Origin of the sequence: Amycolatopsis sp. La24 (genome assembly GCF_029087445.1) — a bacterium.
Classification (GTDB): Bacteria; Actinomycetota; Actinomycetes; order Mycobacteriales; family Pseudonocardiaceae; genus Amycolatopsis; species Amycolatopsis nivea.
In genome coordinates, this window is record NZ_JARACH010000137.1 from 1 (window position 1) to 3,462 (window position 3,462).

Annotated in this window: 3 protein-coding genes; all 3 read right to left on the bottom strand. The window is 67.3% G+C overall.

Features of this window, described 5'->3' with window-relative positions:
* Positions 1–106: 106 nt before the first annotated feature.
* Genes PUT80_RS46125 through PUT80_RS46135 form a run of 3 tightly spaced genes read right to left on the bottom strand, consistent with a single transcriptional unit; the run spans position 107 to position 3,280 of the window.
* Entirely contained in the window at positions 107–1,882 is a 1,776-nt protein-coding gene (locus PUT80_RS46125; RefSeq protein WP_101434544.1) for a hypothetical protein, read from the bottom strand.
* Entirely contained in the window at positions 1,879–2,190 is a 312-nt protein-coding gene (locus tag PUT80_RS46130; protein ID WP_101434545.1) for a helix-turn-helix transcriptional regulator, read from the bottom strand. Before PUT80_RS46130 ends, PUT80_RS46125 begins: the two co-directional genes overlap by 4 nt.
* Before the next feature lie 4 nt (positions 2,191–2,194).
* Complete coding sequence (locus tag PUT80_RS46135; protein WP_101434546.1) at positions 2,195–3,280, bottom strand: tyrosine-type recombinase/integrase; 1,086 nt, start codon at positions 3,278–3,280, stop codon at positions 2,195–2,197.
* Positions 3,281–3,462 lie beyond the last annotated feature (182 nt).

Below are 3,462 nucleotides of genomic sequence, written 5' to 3' on the forward strand. Positions count from 1 at the left end.
ACTTCCCCAGAGTTCCTCGCAACTTTACCCGAATCTGAGCGGAACTCTGGGTATTTGGTGCTTGACGATGATAGCTGAATCCCGGAGTTGGGGAACTATGGAATCGTCATTCCTTTGTGGATTGTTCGTATTCGGCGATGCCGGGGTGGTCGACGCTGCTGGTGTAGCGGTAGGCGCCGGCGATGGACAGGCCGAACAGTTCGCAGAGCTGGCGGACGTCGCCGCCGGTGGCGTGGGCTTCGTCGAGGATGCGGTCCTGGCGGATGGCTTGCGCGATCATGCCGAGCCGTTTGCGGATCCACCACGGGGTCGCGGGCGTGGTGGTGTTGGCGTTGCGGTAGTGGATGAACAGGTGCGGATTGGCGGTGTCGGGCCAGGTCCGTTGTCGGTAGTCCAGGTAGGCCGACACTCGTGCCCGGACCGGCTCGGCGAGCGGCACGATGCGGTCGGGCAGGTAGAGGCGACCGTCGCGCACGTCGGCGAGCTGCAGCTGGAGCAGTTGCCAGATGCGGATGGCGTGGAAGGCCAGCAGCGCGGCCAACGCCGCGCGGGTCGGGTCGTCGGAGTTGAGCGCGCCGCGCAGCTCGGTGAGATCGATCGGTGCGGGCACGTGTTTGTCCGGGGTGGGCACGCTGATGCGCGTGGTGGGGTTGATGAAGGTGAGCTTGCGGGCCTTGAGGATCCGGAAGATCGACCGAAGCCCTTGCAGGGTGCTGCTGCGCGGACTGCCGCTGGGCGGCAGGGCGGCGAGCACGTCGTCGCGGCCGATCTCCCGCAGCGAGGGGTGGGTGCGTGCCCAGGCGCGGATGATCGGCAGCGCGTAGCCCAGCTGCGAACGCACCGTGTTGTCGGAACGGGGACGAAATCGCGGTGGGGTGGTGCTGCCGTTGCGGGCGATGTCGAACCAGACCTCGAGTTCGTGACGGATGTCCTCGGGCAGTCCGGTGATCTGCAGCTGGAACCAGCGCTCGGTGGGCGGGACGCGGTCGTCGGCGAGCATGCCGGCGACGGTCAGCACGTCGAGCACCGGGCGCACGGGGTGCCGGATGCGCGAGAGGGGCAGGACGTCGCTGGCGCGGATCGCGGCACCGGGGGTGTCTTGCATGCCCAGCAGCATCCGGATCGCCCGCTGGGCGCGTTCGGTGACGGTCCTGCTCCAGCCGTGCGCGGCGGCGTGCTCGCGCACGAACTGGTGCCAGGCGGCCTCGCGGGCCGGGTCGGGCGGCGGTGGGAATCCCTTGCGCAGTCCGGCTTTCAGGTCCCGCGGCAGTTCGAGCAGCACCAGCTGTTCGTAGGGCACCGGGTGCAGCAACGACAGGTTCGGTGGGATGGTTTTCTTGACGTAGGGCCGTTGGCCCTGTCCTTCGCGGTGCCACATGCCGGCGAAGAACAGCTGCTGCCCGAACACGTTGGCCTCGGCCAGACTGATGCTGCTGGGCCGCTGGTCGCGGTCCTGGGCGAGCAGGCTGCGCGTCTTGCAGCACAACCGGCACGACCCGCCCTCGTTGAGCGCCACCTCGTTCCCGCAGGTGTCGCACACACCCTTGTGTCGGTATTTCTCGCGCCAGCTACGGCAGCCCACGCACAGCCAACCGTAGGTGCGGGTCACGCCCCAGGCGTGGCAGTCGAGACACGAGTCGACCACGACCGTTTGTCGCGCGAGCGTGCCGGGCGACTGCCACAGCGGCGACTTCTCGCCGGGCGCGTGGCTGTGGCAGCGGGCGCACAGCCCGGACGTGTAATAGTCGTTTGTGGACCCGCATTTGCGGCACGGTGGCGGGGCGATCGGGCCGCCGGGCCAGCACTGGAAGCAGTACGGGACCTCCCGCATCGCCGGGGGACGCACCCCGCACACCCGGCAGCGGCGGGGACGCCCGGTCACGCCGGCGGCACCGATCGATGTCGCCCCAGCCGCGGGGTGATCGGCGCGACCGTGCCCGTGTCGGCCTTGCGGGGCCGACGAGCGGCGACCTTCTCCGGCTCGGGGATCAGCAGATCAGTCGGTGCGCACTCCAGCACCGCGCAGATCACGTCGAGATCATCGAGCCGGATCGTGGTGGGATTGCCGATCCACAGGTTCGACATCTTGCCCGCGCTGATATCCAATCCCGCCTCGGCGAGCCTGCGGCGCATCTCCGTGGACTTCCAGATCCCTGCCTCGGCGGCTTTCATTCGCAGGTTCCAGCGCATCGCGCTACCCTTCCTCGGTGCCCAGCCGGGCGGCCACGCGCTGGTTGGCCTTGGCCCAGGCATGTTCGACGTGCTCGGACTCCACGTGGATGTACGCGGTCGTGGTCGAGAGCCACGAGTGGCCCAAAACCTCTTGTATAGCTTTAAGATCCATGCCTCGCGCATACAGCGACGATGCACAGTAGTGCCGCAATGTATGCGGTGTCAGCCTTCCTGCCCAGTCCGGCAGCCATCGTCCGGTCGCCTCCGCCAACCCGTCCCGCAACGTCTGGTCACCAACCCGGCCACAGAATCCGGTGTGCGGGTCCTGGCGCTCACTCGGCAGCAGCGGCGCGTCGGGATGCTCCCAGTCCTCGCCGAACTGGTGACGCACTTCCACCAGCCACCAGTCCAGCAACTCGGCCACCGAGTTGATCGCCGGAACGAGCCTCGTCTTCGGGCCGCGTCCCCGGCTTCCTTTGCCGAATCGGACATGCAGCTTGCCGTACTCGCCCAGATCCCGGCGCCAGTCGCGCATGTCGAGCATGTAGGTCTCCTGGATCCGCAACCCCGCCCGGCGCCACAACGACGCCGCCAGATAGTCCCGAGCCGCAGTGCGGAACTTCCGGGCGTGCTCCAGCGAGTCCCGCCACTCGGTGAACAACAGCTCGGTTTCCTTGTCCGAGGGCGGTATTCGAGGTGTCCCGTAGTCGGCCTTGGCCGGCCGGTTGTGCTCGTCGATCGGTTGCGCCACCACACACCCGGCGAGCGCGTGAATGTCGCCCTGATAACGGCCGATCAGGAAATCGAAGAAGTGCCCGATCGCCCACGCCTTGTGCTGCACCGTCAACCGGGACCTGCCCAGATCCTTGCGCTGGCGAACCAGAAACCGGTCCGCGTCAGCAGGCTCGGCTGTCCACACCGGACGACCGAGGAATTGGATGAACTCGAAGATCGCTGCTCGGTCGTTGTTCACCGTGCTGTCGCAGACTCCCGCCCCCATCGAGGCAAGCAGGTACTGATCGACGAGCTCCTGCTCGAAGTCCTCCAGGTCCTGGGTCGTGCTCAGCTTCCGCGGCCCGCGCAGCGACCGCACCACCGCCAGCCCCACCGCGCCTCCCGACCGTGTCCCCGAGTTGAACGGAAACGACAATGCCTCATCAACATCGGCAGCCTGTCGGAAATCCTGACGTCATGTCAGAGAGTCCACACCATCGAGTGAGAGCGCGCTGGCCAGCGCCCCAGCGTCGACAAAGAACAGCCAGCACCGACGAACACCGGGAAGTTCCGGTA

Excerpts from the sequence above, each read along its gene's own strand:
- PUT80_RS46130 (WP_101434545.1), bottom strand. The coding sequence starts at position 2,190 with ATGCGCTGGAACCTGCGAATGAAAGCCGCCGAGGCAGGGATCTGGAAG.